The sequence below is a fragment of the Stenotrophomonas sp. STEN083 genome (genome assembly GCF_056759195.1).
The window spans coordinates 15,647-32,507 of the sequence record NZ_JBRRCU010000050.1 but is presented as its reverse complement, the minus strand read 5'-3'; the positions used below and the strand labels follow the sequence as shown (position 1 = coordinate 32,507).

Annotated in this window: 15 protein-coding genes; 6 read left to right on the top strand and 9 right to left on the bottom strand. The window is 62.8% G+C overall.

The genetic code is table 11. The features are described 5' to 3' along the window. Positions 1-177 precede the first annotated feature (177 nt). The 3 genes from ACVOK8_RS14205 to ACVOK8_RS14195 form a co-directional block, all read right to left on the bottom strand. Entirely contained in the window at positions 178-732 is a 555-nt protein-coding gene (locus ACVOK8_RS14205; protein WP_481567392.1) for a GNAT family N-acetyltransferase, read from the bottom strand. A gap of 78 nt (positions 733-810) precedes the next feature. After that, positions 811-1,068: a YjhX family toxin gene (locus ACVOK8_RS14200; RefSeq protein WP_481567391.1), complete on the bottom strand. Its 258-nt coding sequence runs from the start codon at positions 1,066-1,068 to the stop codon at positions 811-813. A gap of 510 nt (positions 1,069-1,578) precedes the next feature. Further along, positions 1,579-2,076 carry a hypothetical protein gene (locus tag ACVOK8_RS14195; RefSeq protein ID WP_481567390.1) on the bottom strand — a complete coding sequence of 166 codons (498 nt, stop codon included), beginning with the start codon at positions 2,074-2,076 and terminating at the stop codon, positions 1,579-1,581. Positions 2,077-2,756: 680 nt separating this feature from the next. Between ACVOK8_RS14195 and ACVOK8_RS14190 the strand changes: the two genes are divergently transcribed. Continuing rightward, the gene (locus ACVOK8_RS14190) at positions 2,757-3,650 is read left to right on the top strand and encodes an NAD-dependent epimerase/dehydratase family protein (RefSeq protein WP_481567389.1); all 894 of its coding nucleotides are present in this window, start codon (positions 2,757-2,759) and stop codon (positions 3,648-3,650) included. 111 nt (positions 3,651-3,761) lie between these two features. Here the strand turns inward: ACVOK8_RS14190 and ACVOK8_RS14185 are convergent, their stop codons facing one another. The 3 genes from ACVOK8_RS14185 to ACVOK8_RS14175 form a co-directional block, all read right to left on the bottom strand. Further along, positions 3,762-4,433 (bottom strand): hypothetical protein, encoded by a 672-nt coding sequence (locus ACVOK8_RS14185; protein ID WP_481567388.1) that lies wholly within the window; start codon positions 4,431-4,433, stop codon positions 3,762-3,764. A 148-nt stretch (positions 4,434-4,581) separates the two neighbouring features. Then, on the bottom strand, positions 4,582-4,848 hold the full coding sequence (locus ACVOK8_RS14180) for a hypothetical protein (protein ID WP_296249044.1): 267 nt from the start codon (positions 4,846-4,848) through the stop codon (positions 4,582-4,584). 562 nt (positions 4,849-5,410) lie between these two features. Next, entirely contained in the window at positions 5,411-6,364 is a 954-nt protein-coding gene (locus tag ACVOK8_RS14175; protein ID WP_481567387.1) for a helix-turn-helix domain-containing protein, read from the bottom strand. A 136-nt stretch (positions 6,365-6,500) separates the two neighbouring features. On the opposite strand from ACVOK8_RS14175, the gene ACVOK8_RS14170 reads away from it, so the two are divergent. The 3 genes from ACVOK8_RS14170 to ACVOK8_RS14160 are packed head-to-tail and all read left to right on the top strand — an operon-like array spanning position 6,501 to position 10,367. Then, the gene (locus ACVOK8_RS14170) at positions 6,501-6,887 is read left to right on the top strand and encodes a hypothetical protein (protein WP_481567386.1); all 387 of its coding nucleotides are present in this window, start codon (positions 6,501-6,503) and stop codon (positions 6,885-6,887) included. Beyond that, positions 6,877-8,097, top strand: a complete 1,221-nt coding sequence (locus ACVOK8_RS14165; protein ID WP_481567385.1) for an MFS transporter — start codon at positions 6,877-6,879, stop codon at positions 8,095-8,097. Before ACVOK8_RS14170 ends, ACVOK8_RS14165 begins: the two co-directional genes overlap by 11 nt. Before the next feature lie 17 nt (positions 8,098-8,114). Further along, entirely contained in the window at positions 8,115-10,367 is a 2,253-nt protein-coding gene (locus tag ACVOK8_RS14160) for a TonB-dependent receptor (protein ID WP_481567384.1), read from the top strand. 185 nt (positions 10,368-10,552) lie between these two features. Here the strand turns inward: ACVOK8_RS14160 and ACVOK8_RS14155 are convergent, their stop codons facing one another. After that, entirely contained in the window at positions 10,553-12,454 is a 1,902-nt protein-coding gene (locus tag ACVOK8_RS14155; protein ID WP_481567383.1) for a M61 family metallopeptidase, read from the bottom strand. A gap of 48 nt (positions 12,455-12,502) precedes the next feature. After that, a complete protein-coding gene (locus tag ACVOK8_RS14150; protein ID WP_481567382.1) occupies positions 12,503-13,138 on the bottom strand; it encodes a DUF938 domain-containing protein in 636 nt (211 codons plus the stop codon). A 156-nt stretch (positions 13,139-13,294) separates the two neighbouring features. On the opposite strand from ACVOK8_RS14150, the gene ACVOK8_RS14145 reads away from it, so the two are divergent. After that, positions 13,295-14,923: a TldD/PmbA family protein gene (locus ACVOK8_RS14145; RefSeq protein ID WP_481567381.1), complete on the top strand. Its 1,629-nt coding sequence runs from the start codon at positions 13,295-13,297 to the stop codon at positions 14,921-14,923. 130 nt (positions 14,924-15,053) lie between these two features. Here the strand turns inward: ACVOK8_RS14145 and ACVOK8_RS14140 are convergent, their stop codons facing one another. Then, the gene (locus ACVOK8_RS14140; RefSeq protein ID WP_481567380.1) at positions 15,054-15,827 is read right to left on the bottom strand and encodes an SDR family oxidoreductase; all 774 of its coding nucleotides are present in this window, start codon (positions 15,825-15,827) and stop codon (positions 15,054-15,056) included. Between the two features lie 107 nt (positions 15,828-15,934). On the opposite strand from ACVOK8_RS14140, the gene ACVOK8_RS14135 reads away from it, so the two are divergent. Beyond that, the gene (locus ACVOK8_RS14135; RefSeq protein WP_481567379.1) at positions 15,935-16,834 is read left to right on the top strand and encodes a LysR family transcriptional regulator; all 900 of its coding nucleotides are present in this window, start codon (positions 15,935-15,937) and stop codon (positions 16,832-16,834) included. Positions 16,835-16,861 lie beyond the last annotated feature (27 nt).

Below are 16,861 nucleotides of genomic sequence, written 5' to 3'. Positions count from 1 at the left end.
CCCCCCCCCCCCCCCCGCGCCCCCCCCCCCCCCCCTCCCAGCGCCCCCCCACCCCCCACTCCCCCCCCCCCCCCCCCCCCACCCCCCCCGGGGGCCCCCTTCCCTCATACCTCCCCCCTCTGCGGGTGTCTGTGGGGGCGCGCCCGTCGGGCCCCCCGGCACCGGGTTGGCTCTCGACTACTCCGATGCCAAGAATGCAGCGTGATACGAAACCTCGGCGCGCGGGACATCGCACCCGAACGTTAGTGCGTGGAAGTATTCTGCAGGCACATCAGGCAAGGAAAAACCCGGCCAGGTCTTGAAACCGAAGCGCGCGTAGTAAGCGGGATCCCCAAGTACGACGCAGCCTCTGATTTGCAACTCCCGCATTCGGGCGAGCGCAGCGTGAACCAGTGCGGAGCCGACACCCTGCTTCTGCCAGCGTGGGTGCACCGACAAGGGTCCCAAGCCGTACCAGCCCGACTCCCCCGTCGAGAGGGTGACGGGGGATATCGCGACATGGCCGATCAGCTCAAGGCCGGAGGTTGCGACGAGCGAAATCGCCAGACGGTCTGCACGTCGCAGTGCGGCGACAATGAACTGCTCCGTGCCGCTTGAATGCACCAGGGGCGCGAAGGCCAGTTGTGTCAGCAGGCCGATGGCATCGGCATCTGTTGCCAGCTCCGCCCGAATGTTTACGTCAGGATTCAAAACTACCTGCGGCTGGGTGCCAGCGGCATTATTTGATGTCATGGAAATGGTTCCCGAAGGTGGCCACGGCGCCTGCGCTGATCGCGCATCATCACGCCGACGTATGGCCGGAGGTGATGGCTAACGGTTGTCGAGCTGCGGACGAACCGCTTTCAGTCCCGCCGCATTGATGCGATAGGGCTTGCCGGACATTGAGCTTATGAGGCGCTTGGACTTGAGCTTCTTGAAGACCTCAAGCGTGCAGTCTGCGAGTACATAGCCATCGACGGTGCGGCATTCGACCGCTGCGATGCGACCTGACTCATTTCGGCTGTGGACAATAGCCCCGCCCTTGGCGAGCACATGAAGTGCCCGCTGCTCCGATCTGGAGATGTTCATTGGTTGGAATCATCCGGAATAGGCAAAAACCGGCGGGCACGTCATGCCCACCTACGGATTCGCTATTGATAACCGCCCAACCAAAAAAACGGTCGGAGTGCGGTTATCGGATGGTTACAAGCTCCAACATGAAAACCTCTTCTGGGCAGCCCTGTGGGCTGTCGATCAGGAGAAATTGGGCCACACCACACCGCGACCGGTCAACGGCATAGCGCGGCGCACGTGGGTCTGCGCAATGTCCGCTGTGGGTCGCATGACGCCCTGCGGCCAGAGGCGGATGGTCGTATGAATCACCTACATGTCCCAAATCGAAAGTCAGGCTCAGTCGTTTTAGACCAGGGATCCGCGTGCGGTCTCAGGCCTGCACTTGGTCATACAGTGCGGTGGCTAATCTGCGTGCAGACCCCACTTCACACAGAATTTAGGACAGGCATCACTGCAGCCGCCAGTCCGCACGCGGGCGCCGTCACCGCTTGGTAGCCCACCTGTGACGACAAGCCCGATACGGCTTCATAACCCCCTTCCCAAGCCGCCCAGCACGCTGAACACCATCCAGATCACGGCCAGCATCGCGAGACAAAGGACCGTACCAACGCCCAGCTCCCACCACGACAGAGCGCGCTTCCACCATATGCCTAGTATCACGGGCGCCAGGGCCGTCCCGGCCAGCAGGAGGGGCCAAAACCATGCGCCTGCCAACAAGAAGCAGGGGGTCCACAGCAGCAGGCGACTGATGCGAAAGGCCAAGGGTTTACGCAGGCGCCAGGTGTGCCAGACGAAGACCACAAAGCCCAGAACCAACGCTGACGAGACACCTGCCACTATCCGTTGCCACCTCAGCTGTTCGGCAGCTCTCCCCGCACTCCGTTCATCCAGCCAGGCGTTGATCTGCGCGGTGTATTCGGCCTCGTTGGGCAGCGGCAACTCGGGGACGGGCGAAGCAACAGCCATGTCGCAGGCCCCAGCCATCAGGGCGCAGAACACGGCGAGCAGGCACGGTTTCCACATGGTGGGCTTTTCCCTCTTCAAAGCAGGCTGTCAGTTCACCGATGAAACACTTTCTCTGTTGGAAAAGCTCAGCTTAGTCCGAGCAGTTGCCATGTAGGACTCGCAGTGACCCTTGCGAACCTTCGATGCAGAATGTTGCTCTCCTCCGGAAATGGCAGCTGCAGGTGTCCTTGAATTGCCCGCGGATTAGCGCCGCCCGCTTCGCGTTGTCAGGCCTGAACCCGCTCGCAGCAACGGACTTCTGCAGGACAAGCTTTGAGCGGATGATTTCCATCAAGGCGATCAACAGCAATGCCCACAGGATGAAACGGTCAGTGCAACAAGACTGGGTGAAGCCATATCGATCACTCCTGGATAGTGGCTGTGCTGGACGCATCGGACACGCCCATGTCGATGTCACGACAGAAGAATGGCTTCCACATTCTCAACACGCACCAGCGCGGTTGCCAGCTTTCTGCAGAGAATGGAAATCACAATTACTGAGTCCCTGTCCCTTCTGGGTGTGTGCAGAATTGTGTGGTTGAGTCGCGCAGTTCTTTCTGGACAGCGTTGGTCCGCTTTGGGTCGATGGCGGCCTTGGCCAACAATGGGCATGCGCGCCTCTCGCATAGCCTTGGATGTAGCAGTGGATTTACCATGCCTCCATCCCGGCAGATCCCGGGCGCCAGACGCACTTTTTCGTGAAAGCTCTTATCACCGTTAGTTCAGGCCGGATAGGCCGCGCAATCTACAACGCGATTGCCGCAAACCATGAGGTCGTTGGCCTCGACCGCTCCCCTTTCTCATGCTCGTCGCTTGTTGGTGACTTCACCGATACCCGATTGCTGCACTCGGCCTTGCAGGGCGTGGATGTGGTCTTCCACACCGCTTCGTACCACGCGCCGCATGTGGGCCTGGTATCTGATCGCGAGTTCGAGCGGGTCAATGTGACGGGTGTGCAGCAATTGCTGGAAGCTGCGCAGCAGGCGGGTGTGAAGCAGGTGGTCTATACCAGTACCACCGCACTGTATGGCGATGCTGTCGCCGAGCAGGGTTGCACATGGATCGATGAATCTGTGACGGCGCAGCCCAAGACTGTGTATCACCGCACCAAGCTGGAAGCCGAGCAGGTCCTGGCCGAGTGGTCCGGTGCGGAGCTGACACGTAGCGTCATCCGCATGTCACGTTGTTTCCCGCAGCCTGCGGATCAGATGTCGGTGCTGCGCCTGCATCGCGGTATTGATGTCCGCGATGTTGCTGATGCGCATGTGGCGGCATTGGCGTTACCGGCTGGTTCGTTCAGTCGATTTGTTGTCAGTGGTTCGACGCCGTTTCAGCGCGAAGACCTTGAGCAATTGGGGCTTGATGCCATTGAAGTGCTGCGTCAGCGTTGCCCGGAGTTGGTTGCCGAGCATGCGCGGCGTGGTTGGCCGCTGCCTGCTGTCATTGATCGGGTTTACGACAATGCCGTCATCCGGCGGGCGTTGGGTTGGGAGCCTGCGTTTGGTTTCGATGAAGTTTTGGCGCAGGTGGATCGGCGTAGTTTGGAGGTGTTGCCTTATGCGCGCGGTTTTGTTGATAGGACTGTGGATTGATTAGATTGCATTGGTAGGTCGGTAGGCGGTGCTTACTTCGCGGCTTACGCCGCTCCTACAAAAGAAGAAGCCTCTCGCAGCTGATGCGGATGTGCAGGCAGGGCACCTTCTTCAGCGCCCTGCGTGTTTGCCTTCGCTGTCTTTCCCGGCGGCGCGACTCTTTGCGAATTCCGGGAAGGTCGCTTCCAGGCTGTCCTTGTCCGGCAGGATATAGAACAGGCCGCCGCGCTCGAATGTCGGGCTGACGATCTGCTCGTAGAAATCCGGGGCGATGTTGATGCAGCCGTGGGTGACACGGTTGTCGTCCGGTGTTGGTGATGCGAGGCGCTCTGCGCGTCGCTCGGCGGGCACGCCGGTAGCGGTGGGATGGATGGAGACTGCCGAATCGTAGTCCACCCACAGCACGCGGCCCGCATCGAGCGAGGGGCCGAAGCCGCCGATGTAACGACCCGCAGGTGTGGTGCGGTCGCGGCCCGGAATCTCGCGCAGTGCGAGGCCAGCGACGCCGGGGGCTACGTGATCGCCGGTTGCCGAGCCAAACAGTCCAGGCGTGGCGCCGCGCAGTCGGCCGTCGCCACTGAACACCAGGATCTGTGCAGCGGCCTTGTCCATGATCGCGAAGGGATAGCCCTGGTTGTCCTTGCTTGCGACAACCCAGCCGGCGAGTTCAATCACCGTGTCCGACACCTTCTGGTCCGGTGGAAGCTGATCGACGGAAGTTGCCGTTTGTTGCACCGTGGCATCCTTGGCGCTGGCCGCGTCAATGCTCGCGAACGCCAGCACGCCAAAGGCGGCGAGGATTACAGGGTAGGTGTGCGTACGGATGGGACGGTTCCTTGCAATGAAGACTGACTGAGGGGGAGGAAACCAGTGGCCGATAAAGGCCACCGGATCCTGAATTCAGATATTCATCATGAATCGAACAGAGCGATCAGCCGCGCGGTGTGCGACGTGGTGCCCTTTCGAGTTGCTGGACGCGACCTTCAATTTGATCCAGTCGTTGATTGGCCTGCTGTGCGGACTGGTTGGCGGACTCGGCGCTCTGTGCTGCGCCCTGCACCCTCGTGTCGAGTTGATCGAGGCGTGAGTTGATCCCTGCAAACTCTTCTTTATAGGTTGCACAGGACGCCAGGCTCATGACGACGACTGCCACGCCGAGCGTACGCGCCATCACCATTTTCTGCTTGGTCATGAACATTCCACTTCCTCCTACGTTTGGGGGATCTCGAATATAGCTACGTTTTCGCAGAGCAGCGTGATGCACTTTCAGCTGACGTTTGCACAGATAAATGAACTGTGAAGTTGCTTGAATGAGCAGCGTTGTTGCTTGAATTCAGCAAGCTCAAGGAATGCCGTTGAATTTGATGGACCAATGCGTGATGTGCGCAGTCATCTATGCAGATACGAAGTGAAAATTTGCGGGTGAACAGGCGTTCGCTTCCGCGTTGATGGCCATGTAGTGATGTCTTCGGCTTGCCAATTCATCGGTATGAATTGCGGTCGTGGTCGGCTGCGAGGCGTGCACGAAGTGCGTGTGATCTCCGCATGCAACTGCTGCGTCGCGCGGTGTGGCGGCTTCATGCCACGAGCTGTTTATCGGAACGTTCGGCGCGATGATCACGTTCTGCGCGTTTGTTGATCGGTTCATTCGCTGCCAGCTGGCATCATTGAATGCGCGGACCGTGCAGGCGTTTTGGTTTGGTGGCTTCGCGGCTTACGCCGCTCCCACAACCGCTGCAGCGTCTATAACACTGCGTTGGCTACTTCAGCTGCGAGGGTGATGTGCCGTAGTGGCGCTTGAACGCGGCGCTGAAGCTGCTGGTGTGCGCGTAGCCAGCGATGGTGGCGGCAACATCCACGGGCACGCGCTGCCGCAGCAGTGCCTGGCGGGCGCGTTCCAGCCGTAGCTCGCGCTGGTAGTTGGCGATGCTTTGGCCATGGCAATGCTGGAAGCCACGTTGCAGGTCCACTGCATTGGTGCCGAGCTGGCGCGCCATCTGCGCGATGCTCAGTGTGTCGGCCTCTCCACTTTGCAACCACTGCTGCAGGCGGGTGACGCAGCGCTGCAGGCGCGCACCCAAAGGCTTCTCGCTGCCTTCGCTGGCCAGTGTCTGCAGCACGTCCGCCGCCAGTTCCAGGGCAAAGCTCTCCTGCTGCAGCCGGCGCAGCAACGGCAGCGAACCGGTCTTGTTCTCCAGCAGTTGCGTCGCCCGCTGCAACAACGGCGCCGGCGGTCGCCATGCATGGTTGTCGGCATGGCCATTACAAACGCGTGCCAATCGGGCACTGCCACGGGAATCGGCCTGCAGCTGCCGCTGCAACCAGTCATCGCTGAGGTGCAGGCTGACCTTGCCTTCCTGTCGCCCGGCCTGCCAATGACGCTGGAAGCTGTCTTCCTCACGCAGGTGGACCAACATCGTCGGCATTCGCCGATGGTTGCCTTCCAGCCGCAAGCGATGCCTGCCGATGGCAACGTCGGCCTCGCCATCCACCAGGAAACCGGCGGTGATGCCGGGTGCCAGACGGTTGTGGCTGCAGCCACCCACCATGTCGCGGCTGCGGCTCAGGTAGAGCGACACGCCATCGTCCAGCGCATGCACCTGCTGCCAGCCGGCCAGCACCGGCGTGGCGTCGGCCATGCCGGCATCGAAATCAACCTGCCCGCCCAGCGCGTTTGCTGCGGTCATCAGTTCAGCGCAGGTGAAAACCTGCATGCAGGGCATCCCGGAATGTGGTCCTGCCTAAATTTTCCTTCGCTGCGCCTAAACTTTCAATGGTATTGATAACTATTCTTATTTGAGAGGTGGCGTACGGATGCCTCTGCCCCGTATTCAGTGAAGGTCAATGGCAATGGGTTTGACGATCAAGCAGGCGGCCGTGGTCCGCGCCGTCTTCCACGATGCGGTCAGCGCGGACGAGATCCGTGATTGGCTGCAGCGCGTGGAAGCACTGATCGTGGCTGCCACGCCGTTCTACTTCATTGCCAGCACCGTGCCTGGCGCGAGCTTCAGTGACGATTACCGCGCCATCCAGGCGGTCTGGTACAAGCAGCACAAGCCCGCCTTCCGCGTTTACTGCAAGGGCTTGGTGCGCATCGCCAGCAGCGCCGTCGAGCAGCAGCGGCTGGATACGCCGGCCCTGCATGCGGCCTGGGGCGTGCCCTATTACGTCACCACCGATGATGCCGACGGCATGCGCTGGGTCGGCCAACAGCTGGAGCAGGCCGATGCGCACTGAACACGGCGCGGCCTCGCGTTTCGGCCTTGGCGTCATCGTGGCGCTGTACATGGCCCATGCGCTGCCACTGTATTTCTACAACGTGGCGGTACCAGCCATCCTGCGCAGCCAGGGCGTGGACCTGCGCTGGATCGGCATGTTGTCGCTGCTCTACCTGCCGTGGGCGTTCAAGTTCCTGTGGGCGCCGCTGGTGGACCGTTGGCATCTGCCGGCCTTGGGCCGGCGCCGCAGCTGGTTGTGGCTGACCCAGTTGTTGTTGCTGGTCGGCATCCTGGTGTTGGCCTTCACTGGTCTGGACCATGGCCTGACCGTGTTCGTGCTGGTCGGCATGTGGATCTCCACCATCGCCGCCACCCAGGACATCGCCATCGATGGCTATACGGTGGAAGCCTTGGCACCGGCCGAGCACCGCCTGGGCAGCATGGCGCAGAGCGTGGGCGTGGCGCTGGGCAGCATGGTCGGCGGCGCAGGCGTGCTGTGGCTGTATGAAACCCGCGGCTGGAACGTGGCCCTGCTGAGTCTGGCGGCGATGAGTGCCTTGACCCTGTTCGCCGTGCAGCAGATCAACGAAGGCGCGCGTCCGGCAACCGCGCAACGGCCGAGCGTGCTGCGGGCGCTGCGTCGGCCCGAGCTGCGCTGGGCGCTGCTGTTGATCGTGTTGTATCGGTTGGTGGAAGCGCCGGCGATGGCGATGGTCAATCCGCTGCTGGTCGACCAGAAGTGGAGCCTGACCGAGATCGGCCTGCTGATCTCGGTGGGCGGTGCCGGCGTTGGCATGTTGGCTGCGGTAGGCGCGGCCTGGCTACTCAAGCAGCGCAGCACCGAACAGCTGCTGATGCACGCCGGTTGGTGGCGCACGCTTCTGTATGTGCTGCTGGCCGCCTTGCTGTACAGCGGTGTGCTTGCCTCCTCGCAGTTTGGGCTGGGTGCGCTGGTGATCGCCCTGCTCGCCCTTCGCTATGTGGCGATGACCAGCTTGTATGCCTTGTTCATGAGGCTCAGCTCGCGCGAGCAGGCCGGCACCGACTTCACCCTGCTGGTGTGCTTCGAACTGCTGATCTATTTCATCGGCGGTGCCTTGTCCGGCTTCCTCGCCAAGGGCCTGGGCTACCCCGCTTATTACGTGGCGCTGGCGATCATCTCCGCGCTTGGGTTGCTGTTGTGCCGGCCGCTGCTGCGCCGCTTCGCGCCCTCTCCTTCTTCTCCCTGATACGTTCCGAGGACACCATGCGGCATACCGCAGCAACGCTTCCGCTCGCCCTGCTGAGCCTGGCCATCAGTGGCCAGCTGGCAGCACAGGCCAATACCACCAGCGGCACCCGCCAGCTGGATGCCGTCAGCGTTACCGCCGTGCGCGGCGCACGCAGCGTGGCCGAGATCGCCGGCACCGTGTACGCCATCGAGCGCGAGCAGATCGCCCAACAGACCGCCGCTGGACGCAGCACTGCCGACATCCTCGGCCAGCTGGTGCCGTCACTGGCACCGGCCAGTGGCACCACCAGCAATTACGGCATGACCATGCGTGGCCGCAGCGTGCAGGTGATGATCGATGGCGTGCCGCTGACCGGCGCACGCGATGGCTCGCGCCAGCTCAACAGCATCTCGCCGACGATGATCGAGCGCATCGAGGTGATCTCCGGTGCCACCGCGTTGTACGGCGCCGGCGCCAGCGGCGGCATCATCAACATCATCACCCTGCAACCTGGCGATGCGCCGGTGCAGCTGGCCAGCCAGCTCGGCCTGCGCACGCCGTCGGATGTATCCAGCGACAACCTCGCCTGGAATGCCGCGCAGACCATGACCGTGCGCGGCGACAGCTTCAGCGGTGCCTTCGGTATCGCCTATGGCCGCCAGGGCGCGTCGCTGGATGCGCATGGCCGCCGCATCGGCCCGGAGATCGCCCAGACCGACCGTCAGGACACCGAGACCAAGGAACTCAACGCGCGCCTCGAGTGGGCGCTTGCGCCGTCCCAGCAGCTCAGCGTGGGCCTGCGTTGGTATGACGATCAGCAGGACAGCGATTACGGCCCGGACTACGGCCCGCGCCTGGCGGTGCTGTTCAATCCTGCCTACCAGCCCAGCCACAACGCCGTCGATGGCCTGCAGTTGAGCGCACAGCCGCGCACCCGCCACCAGGGCGTCAATGCGCAGTACCGCAACCGCGATGTGTTCGGCGGCCAGGAGCTGAGCGTGGAGGCCTATTACCGCAATGAACAGGGCCGCTGGTTCCCATCGGTATCGACGCTGGTGCATCCGGCGCTGCCCGGTGGCTATGCCTATGTGGCCATGCAATCCAACACCGACATCGACGTCTGGGGCCTGCGCAGCGCCCTGCACAAGGGCTTCGATATCGGCGGGCGCAGCCTGCAGCTGTCCTATGGCGTGGACCATGAGCGCGAAAAGGACAGCCAGAGCGGCCAGATGTACGACATCAACCGCTTCATCGCCAGCAATGGTCTGAACTATGTGCCGACCGCGCAATACGCGATGGGGCCGGATGTGCGCGTGGACACCACCGGTCTGTTCCTGCAGGCCGACCACGCGCTGAGCGAACGCTTCAGTGTGCAGGCCGGCGTGCGCCACCAGATCCTGCGCAACAAGGTGGAGGATTCGCTGCCCTACACCGAGGCGATCACTGCCGACGCGGTGGCTGGCTATCAGCCGAAGCTGCTGGCCGGTGGCCGCGTGCGCCATTCGCAGACGCTGTTCAATGCCGGCGTGGTCTACAAGTTCAGCGATGCGCAGCAGTTGTTTGCCAACTTCTCGCAGGGCTTCAGCCTGCCCGATACGCAGCGCATGCTGCGTGACGTGCCAGCCAACTTCGTCATCGACAGCCGCAACATCGGCCCGATCAAGGTCGACAACTACGAGCTGGGCTGGCGCTTGAACAACACGCAGCTACAGAGCGCAGTGACCGCGTTCTACAACCGCTCGGACAAGACCGTGCAGTTCAACCGCAACTACAGCGTGTCGGTAGCCGATACCGACGAGCGCGTGTACGGCGTGGAAGCCAACCTGCGCTATACGCCTACCGCGCAACTGGAGCTGGGTGCGAGCGTGGCCAGCACCCGCGGTCAGTACCGTGATGCGGCCGGCCAGTGGCGCGAGCTCAATGCGTTCCGTGTATCGCCGTTGAAGGCAGGTGTGCATGGCCAGTGGCGCTTTGCCAACGATAGTCTGCTGCGCTTGCAGGGCCAGGCCGTCGGCGGCACCGATGATGCGTGGCGTGACGCGCAGGTGGCGGCGGTCAGCCCGACCATCCGCGCGACGCCGGCGGCGAAGATCCGTGGCTATGCGGTGTTTGATCTGATTGGTGAGCTGCCGCTGGAGGGTGGGCGTTTCAGCGTGGGCGTCTATAACCTGGCCGATCGTGACTACAAGACGGTCTATGGGCAGCAGGCGGAAGCGACTTACGGCAAGATTTCTAGCGTGCCGGCGCAAGGGCGTACGTTTGGGGTTGGGTATCGGGTGGAGTACTGAGGGCTCAACGTACTCGGAATGCTAGAGGCGCAAGAAGCCCCTCTCCCGCTTGCGGGAGAGGGGTTGGGGTGAGGGGAAGCTTCTAGCGAGCAGACCCGTTGCTTTAAAAGCTCCCCTCATCCGACCCTTCGGGCCACCTTCTCCCGCAAGCGGGAGAAGCAACAGCCAACAGCGCGAGCAGTTCGTTACCTCCGCGCCGCCAAAATCCGCGTCAACAGATCCGCCGTCCCCGCAATCCGCCGCAGATGCGGATACCGCACACCTTCGCGGTAATCGATACGCACGGTACGGAAGCTGTCCGCCTGGCGCACGATCAACTCGATCGGCGTGCCGCTCTGCTTGCCATCCTTCAGCGCCTGCTTGATGCGGCCACCGCTATAAGCCAGGCCATTCACCGCAACAACCGTCACATCCTTGGCCAAACCTGCTTGGAATGCAGGGCTGTCCCAGCCAACAGCCTGCAACACACCATCACTGCCGATCTTCAAACCCAATGAATACTGCAGATCGGTAATGCCATCGGCCTCACCATCTGCAACCACAAGATTCGGCTGGTCATCGAAGTACAGCTCCCAACCCGCTGCAGCCAAACCATCTGGCGCCTTGCCATCACGGGCATCCAATCGGCTGCCGATGAAGGCATCCCAGTTGCCGGCCTGCACCGCTTCCAGACCCTTCATCACATCGGCGCGATCATACAGGCGAATCTCACCCTGCTTTCCGCCCTGGTGGAAGCGCTTGGCGAAGTCGTCCAGCGTGACTTTGCCTTTCGACAAGCTGCGCAGGCGTGCATCCACGCCCAGCCACAACAGCGTGCTCTCGTTATAGAACTCGAACGCACGCTGCCAGTCGGCCCAGGCCTGCGGCTTGGAATTGAAGTCGAGAATGCCCTGGTGCACGGTGTCGTGCAGGTCGCGCCATTGCCGGCCCGGCTGTGTTGTGTAGTTGGCCTGCAGCTGTGCCAGCATCGCCATCGCATAGTCCGGCTTCCACAGCCCGGAGCGTGCAGCCAACACAACTGCCCAGTACTGGGTCTGGCCTTCGTACATCCACAACTCGTCGTTGTGCATCGGTGCGTTGTAATGCGGCACCCAGGTCGGGCGTGGACGCCAAGCCTTGCCTACCCATGCATGCGCATATTCGTGCGGCAGCAGGTCGTTGTCGAGGAAGGGCCGCTCGCCGCGCAGGTAGCCGTCGTGCATGCCGTTCTCGCTGCTCTGCGCATGTTCAAGACCGATGCCGCTGAACACGTCCGACACCGCCAGCAGGAAGTTGTAACGCGTGTACGGGCGCGAACCGAATACCACGTCGGCCTCGCGCACCAGCGCGCGATGTGCATCCAGCACCTTGGTATCGGCCTGCAGGCCCTGCGGGTTCTCGCCAACCACGTCCAGCCACACCGGCTGCCTGGATGCCTCGTCCAGCGCGAAACGCTTGAAGTACTGGCCAGCGAATACCGGTGAATCAATCAAGGTCATCAGCGACACCGCTGCGTACTGCTCATTGCCTCCACTGCGCTGTGCAACATCCAAAGCCGTGCCACTCTGCCAACCTTCGGGCAGGCGCAGGCTGGGTTTGACCTGGATACCGCGTGCGTCATAGCCGGCCGGGTACAGCAGCACTCGATGCCACTGCAGATCGAGCATGTTCGGCGTCATCGCCAGCCGGCCCTGGTCGCTAGCGGTCGGTGACAGGTACTGGAACTCGATATCGAGTGTGCTGACACCCTCGGGTACCTGCAGCTTGAACGCGTACATGTCGCCGGAATCGCGCGTCCACTGCAGCACCTGGCCATTACCACGGATGACCAGCCCGGCCATCTGATTGATCGGGCCGGTGGGCGCGTGATTGCCGGGGATCCACTGCGGGTACCACAGGGTCAGCGCACCAGCCGCTACGGGAATGCGCTGGTGCACGCGCTGGATACGGCGCTGGATGTCGCTGGCATCCACCTCCAGCTCGATCACGCCCGGATAGCTTGCCTGCACCTGCATCGCAGCTGCCCGCGCATCCAGCGGCTGCGCCTGCAGGCACACCAATGGAGCAAAGCCCAGCACCATCGCCACCAACCACTTACGTCCCTGCATCACGCCCCGCCCCTTGCCTGAAGTCTTCGCATCCTAGCCCGCCCGGCTTCAAACGCGCATCCGCCGCCATACCAGGCAACGGTTGTTGGCCGGCATCGGCACGTCCTCGCACAGCTCCAGCTGCTGCGCGCGAGCCAAGGCATCAACTGCCTCGAGGTCGCGGATGCCAGAGCGCGGATCACGCGCCTTCAGCCAGCCATCGAAGTTGCGGTTGCTGTCGCTGGTGAAGGCACCGTTGTAGTTGAACGGACCGTAGGCGATGAACAGCGCTTCTGGCGCCATCAGCGACGGCAGCCCGGCGAACAGCGCCTGAACTTCTTCCCAACCCATGATGTGCAGGGTGTTGGCGCTGAATACCGCATCAAAACCAGCCCGGCCGTCATGCACCGGCAACGGCGGCAAGGGCTGCAGGCCTTCGCCAATCACCGCCTGCAGTTCCAGCGGCGCGGGCGTGTTCGGCAACGCCGCCTCGTCCAGCCACTGACGTATTCCAGGCAGATAGTCGCGGTGATCGCTGGCCTGCCAACGCAGCCACGGCATCGCAGCGGCGAAATGCACGGCATGCTGGCCGGTGCCGCTACCGATCTCCAGGACAGTGCGGGCTTGGCCCAGATGCTGCTGCAGGACCTCCAGGATGGGTGCACTGTTGCGCTCGCAGGATTCGGAGTACGGCTTGCTGGTCATCGTTCTGGGGCCTGGGGGAATGCAGCGCAGATTGTGCCGCAGTGCCTGTTTGCCGCCATGCATGACCATGGTCACTTGTGCCTGAACCCCCGCGCCGCCGAGATTCAAGGGTCTTGTGCGATGCACTGCATCGCTGGCTCTGGAGTTCCGCCCCTCATGCAACGCCGTCAGTTTCTTTCGCTCTCCGGCCTCGGCCTCGCTGGTTTCATGCTGCCCAATGCCCAGCTGATTGCTGCCGAGGAGCTGCTTGCACCGGCCGATGTGGCCAAGAAGAAACTGCTGGCCGACACCGTGCTTGCCTTGGCCAAACAGGGCGGCGCCAGTTACTGCGACGTGCGCATCGGCCGCTACCTCAACCAGGCCATCGTCACCCGCGAAGACAAGGTGCAGAACGTCACCAACAGCGAGTCGGCCGGCGTCGGCATCCGCGTGATCGTCAATGGCGCCTGGGGCTTCGCCGCCAGCAACCAGTCCACCACGCAGGGCGTGGCCGCCGCGGTGGCGCAGGCGATTGCCATCGCCAGGGCCAACGCGAAGATCCAGACCAAGCCGGTACAACTGGCACCGACGCCGGGCGTGGGCGAGGTGCAGTGGAAGACGCCGATCCGCCAGAACGCGATGGCGGTACCGGTCAAGGACAAGGTCGATCTGCTGCTTTCGGTCAATGCAGCAGCGATCAATGCCGGTGCCAACTTCATCAACTCGCAGCTGTTCCTGGTCAACGAACAGAAGTACTTCGCCTCCAGCGACGGCTCGTGGATCGACCAGGATGTGCACCGCATCTGGCTGCCATTCACCGCCACCGCCATCGACAAGACCAGCGGCAAGTTCCGCACCCGCGCCGGGCTGTCGGCGCCTGCCGGCATGGGTTGGGAGTTCCTCGAGGGCAATGCCGCCGACAAGCACCAGCTACCCGGCGGCGTGGTGGCCTACGGCCATTCCTATGATCCGGTGGAAGATGCCATCGCCGCCGCCAAGCAGGCGCGCGCCAAGCTCACTGCGCCGTCAGTGAAGCCGGGCAAGTACGACCTGGTGCTGGACCCGTCCAACCTGTTCCTGACCATCCACGAAAACGTCGGCCATCCGCTGGAACTGGACCGTGTGCTCGGCTACGAAGCCAACTACGCAGGTACCAGCTTCGCCACGCTGGACAAGCGCGAGGCAGGCTTCCGCTGGGGCAGCGATATCGTCAACTTCACCGCCGACAAGACCGTGCCCTACAGCCTCGGTGCGGTGGGCTATGACGATGAGGGCGTGAAGACCAGGCAGTGGGATCTGGTCAAGGACGGCATCCTGGTCAACTACCAGGCGACCCGCGATGAGGTGCATATCCTTGGCGAGAACGCCTCACACGGTTGCAGCTACGCCGACTCGTGGAAGAGCGTGCAGTTCCAGCGCATGGCCAATGTGTCGCTGGCACCGGGCAAGACGCCGCTGACCCCGGCACAGATGGTCAAGAACGTGGAGAACGGCATCTACATCCACGGCCGTGGTTCGTATTCGATCGACCAGCAGCGCTACAACGCGCAGTTTGGTGGACAACTCTGCTACCAGATCAAGAACGGCGAGATTGCAGGAATGGTCGAGGATGCGGCGTACCAGATCCGCACGCCGGAGTTCTGGAATGCCTGCAGCGCGATCTGCGATGAGCGCGATTTCCGCATGGGCGGTTCGTTCTTTGACGGCAAGGGCCAGCCGGGGCAGGTATCAGCGGTATCGCACGGTTCGGCGACAACGCGCTTTGATGGGGTGAACATCATCAATACGGCGCGGTCGTTGGGGTAAGGCATAGAGCTGCCCTCACCCCAACCCCTCTCCCGCAAGCGGGAGAGGGGCTATCAGATCGCAGGCTTGGCCGTGGACTCGCAGATCGCAGGCTTAGCCGTGCCCCGAAGGGGCGGATGAGCGGAAGCTTTCAGCGCGTCGTATACCCACCATTGACCAGAATCGTCTGCCCGGTCATCCACCAGCCCTCGGATACCAGGAAGCGCACCCACGGCACGATGTCCTCGATGTCGGTCAGCCCGGTTTTGGAGAACGGCGACAGCGCTGCCGCAGTCTTGTGGTAGGCCACCGCATCCGCGCCTTCAGCGGGGTAGAAGAACGAGGTATCCATCGGCCCCGGGCCTATCGCCGTCACCGAAATCCCACGTTCGCCAAATTCCTTGGCCGCCGCACGCGTGTAGTGCTCCACCGGTGCCTTGGTGCCGGCATAGCTGGAATAGAACGGGGTGAATGCGCCCAACAAGGACGTCACCAGCGTGCACACCTTGCCGTTGTCGGCGAGATTCCGACCGGCTTCTTTCAGGAAGAAGAACGCGGCCTTGTTGTTCACCGCATCCATCGCATCGAACTCGGCTTCGCTGATCTGCGTCATCTGCTTCTTCAGCACCTTGCCGACCGTGTTGATGGCGATATCGATGCGCCCCATGGCCTGCTTGGCATCATCGAACAGCCGCTCCATCGCCGCAGCCGAGGTCAGGTCGGCCTGGAACAGATGGGCATTGGCGCCGGCTGCACGAACCGCTTCGGCAGTCGCTTCGGCCTCGGCACGCGCAGCCTCGCTGTTGTAGTGGATGGCCACGCCGCTGGCGCCTTGACTGGCGAAATCCCGGGCCAACAAGCCGCCCAGGTTCTTGCCGCCGCCGGCGATGAGGATGGTCTTGCCGTGGATGCGATGGTCGGTCATGGCGAACTCCTGTGGCTTGGGGGAATGCCAACAGAGCCTATCGACTTGGTTTTCCGGATAAAGCCGGTCATTCTGACTTCACTTGTCGGCCTATCCGGACAATCGCCATGGATCGTATCGAGCTGTACCGGGTCTTCGTGCGGGTAGTGGACTGCGCAGGCTTCACCCGCGCCGCCGACCAGCTCAACCTGCCGCGCTCCTCCGTGTCCGAAGCGGTGCGCACGCTGGAACAGCGGCTGGGCACGCGGTTGCTCCACCGCACCACCCGCCAGGTAACGCCCACCCAGGATGGGTTGCTGTTCCATGCCCGCTGCCAGCAGTTGATCGCCGACGTCGACGAAGCCGAGCAGTTGTTCCGGCAATCACCGCAGTCCCTGAGCGGGCGGATCAAGGTGGATGTGCCCGGTCGCATCGGCCGCCTGATCATCGCCCCGGCATTGCCTGGTTTCCTGCAGGCGTTTCCGCAGATCGATGTTGAGCTGGGCATGACCGACCGCAGCATCGACCTGATCGAGGACGGCGTGGATTGCGCGTTGCGGGTAGGTCCGTTGCAGGACTCACGGCTGGTGGCACGCAGCATGGGCCAGCTGCCGCTGATCAACGTGGCCAGCCCTGCCTATGTGGAGCGGCATGGCCTTCCCACGCATCCCTCGCAGCTGGGCACACACTGGGGCGTGCTGTACGCCTCACCCGGCAACGGCCGGGTAGAAGCCTGGGAGTGGCGCGAGAACGGCGTCCTGCGCAGCCAACCCTTGGCGGGGCGGGTCACCGTCAACAGTGCCGAGGCCTATATCGCCTGCTGCATCGCCGGCTTGGGGCTGATTCAGATTCCCGCCTACGACGTGCGTGCCGAGCTGGCGGCTGGCAGTCTGCTGCAGGTGATGTCCGCGTTTCACGCCGATCCAATGCCGATGCATCTGCTGTTTCCACACCGCCGCCATCCTTCGCAACGGCTGCGCGTGTTCGTGGATTGGATGCAGCGGGTGTTGGTGGAGGCGGTTGGGTGAGCTCTGCGCAGAAAGCCCAAATAAATT

Coding starts and splice junctions, on each gene's coding strand:
- ACVOK8_RS14165 (WP_481567385.1), top strand. CDS start 6,877: ATGCGCACTGAACACGGCGCGGCCTCGCGTTTCGGCCTTGGCGTCATC.
- ACVOK8_RS14140 (WP_481567380.1), bottom strand. CDS start 15,827: ATGACCGACCATCGCATCCACGGCAAGACCATCCTCATCGCCGGCGGC.
- ACVOK8_RS14150 (WP_481567382.1), bottom strand. CDS start 13,138: ATGACCAGCAAGCCGTACTCCGAATCCTGCGAGCGCAACAGTGCACCC.
- ACVOK8_RS14180 (WP_296249044.1), bottom strand. CDS start 4,848: ATGTTCATGACCAAGCAGAAAATGGTGATGGCGCGTACGCTCGGCGTG.
- ACVOK8_RS14195 (WP_481567390.1), bottom strand. CDS start 2,076: ATGTGGAAACCGTGCCTGCTCGCCGTGTTCTGCGCCCTGATGGCTGGG.
- ACVOK8_RS14170 (WP_481567386.1), top strand. CDS start 6,501: ATGGGTTTGACGATCAAGCAGGCGGCCGTGGTCCGCGCCGTCTTCCAC.
- ACVOK8_RS14175 (WP_481567387.1), bottom strand. CDS start 6,364: ATGCAGGTTTTCACCTGCGCTGAACTGATGACCGCAGCAAACGCGCTG.
- ACVOK8_RS14205 (WP_481567392.1), bottom strand. CDS start 732: ATGACATCAAATAATGCCGCTGGCACCCAGCCGCAGGTAGTTTTGAAT.
- ACVOK8_RS14160 (WP_481567384.1), top strand. CDS start 8,115: ATGCGGCATACCGCAGCAACGCTTCCGCTCGCCCTGCTGAGCCTGGCC.
- ACVOK8_RS14145 (WP_481567381.1), top strand. CDS start 13,295: ATGCAACGCCGTCAGTTTCTTTCGCTCTCCGGCCTCGGCCTCGCTGGT.
- ACVOK8_RS14155 (WP_481567383.1), bottom strand. CDS start 12,454: ATGCAGGGACGTAAGTGGTTGGTGGCGATGGTGCTGGGCTTTGCTCCA.
- ACVOK8_RS14135 (WP_481567379.1), top strand. CDS start 15,935: ATGGATCGTATCGAGCTGTACCGGGTCTTCGTGCGGGTAGTGGACTGC.
- ACVOK8_RS14200 (WP_481567391.1), bottom strand. CDS start 1,068: ATGAACATCTCCAGATCGGAGCAGCGGGCACTTCATGTGCTCGCCAAG.